At 56.1% G+C, this 581-nt stretch carries 2 protein-coding genes; both read right to left on the reverse strand.

Annotated elements, in window-relative coordinates; all coding sequences use genetic code 11:
* Positions 1-360, reverse strand: a 360-nt coding sequence (locus GZ1_RS17815) for an ATP-binding protein (protein ID WP_157074409.1), incomplete at its 3' end; no start/stop codon positions are given.
* On the reverse strand, positions 353-581 hold a 229-nt coding region (locus GZ1_RS17820; protein WP_174520706.1), incomplete at its 5' end, for a Mu transposase domain-containing protein. The genes GZ1_RS17815 and GZ1_RS17820, both read right to left, overlap by 8 nt.

A 581-nucleotide genomic window follows, 5' to 3' on the forward strand; every position in this document is an offset into this window, starting at 1 on the left:
TCGTTCATGATACAATCGCTCGATCGCCTGCTGGATTTGGCGGAAGAGATCTACCTTGCGGTACTTCGGTTCCTCTCCTAATCCCAAGGCCAGTCCACGGTAAAAATCCATCACGCCTCCGGTGGATAACGGAAAGTAGACGACATGATACAATGATGGATTCAATGACTCTTTCAGCGCCCGAAGGGCGAACGTCTTGCCCGCCCCCGGCTCTCCGATCAACAGCCCGATCCCCCGGGTTCGTTTCACGTACTCCAGCGCCCGCAGCGCTTCTTGAAACGCCGCCCCTTGATACGCCTCGGACGGGTCGGTTTCTTTCGCAAACGGCTCCCGCGAGAGGGAATAAAACGTTTTATACATCCTGTTCGCCCTCCTTCGCCGAAACCGCCGCAAACGGCGACCGGTGGCGCTTCACATAGGCATTGTCCTCCAAACGCACCCGAATGGCTTCCGCCACCCGTTTGCCATCTTCGTACACATAGACGCCCCGTTCATCATAGCGGAGCTCAATCGATTGCCCAATGAACCGAGGCGGCACTTCGTATAGCTGTTTATTCAGGGTGATCGTGCCATCGGCTTTC

It is taken from the genome of Geobacillus zalihae NBRC 101842 (genome assembly GCF_001544135.1).
GTDB lineage: Bacteria > Bacillota > Bacilli > Bacillales > Anoxybacillaceae > Geobacillus > Geobacillus zalihae.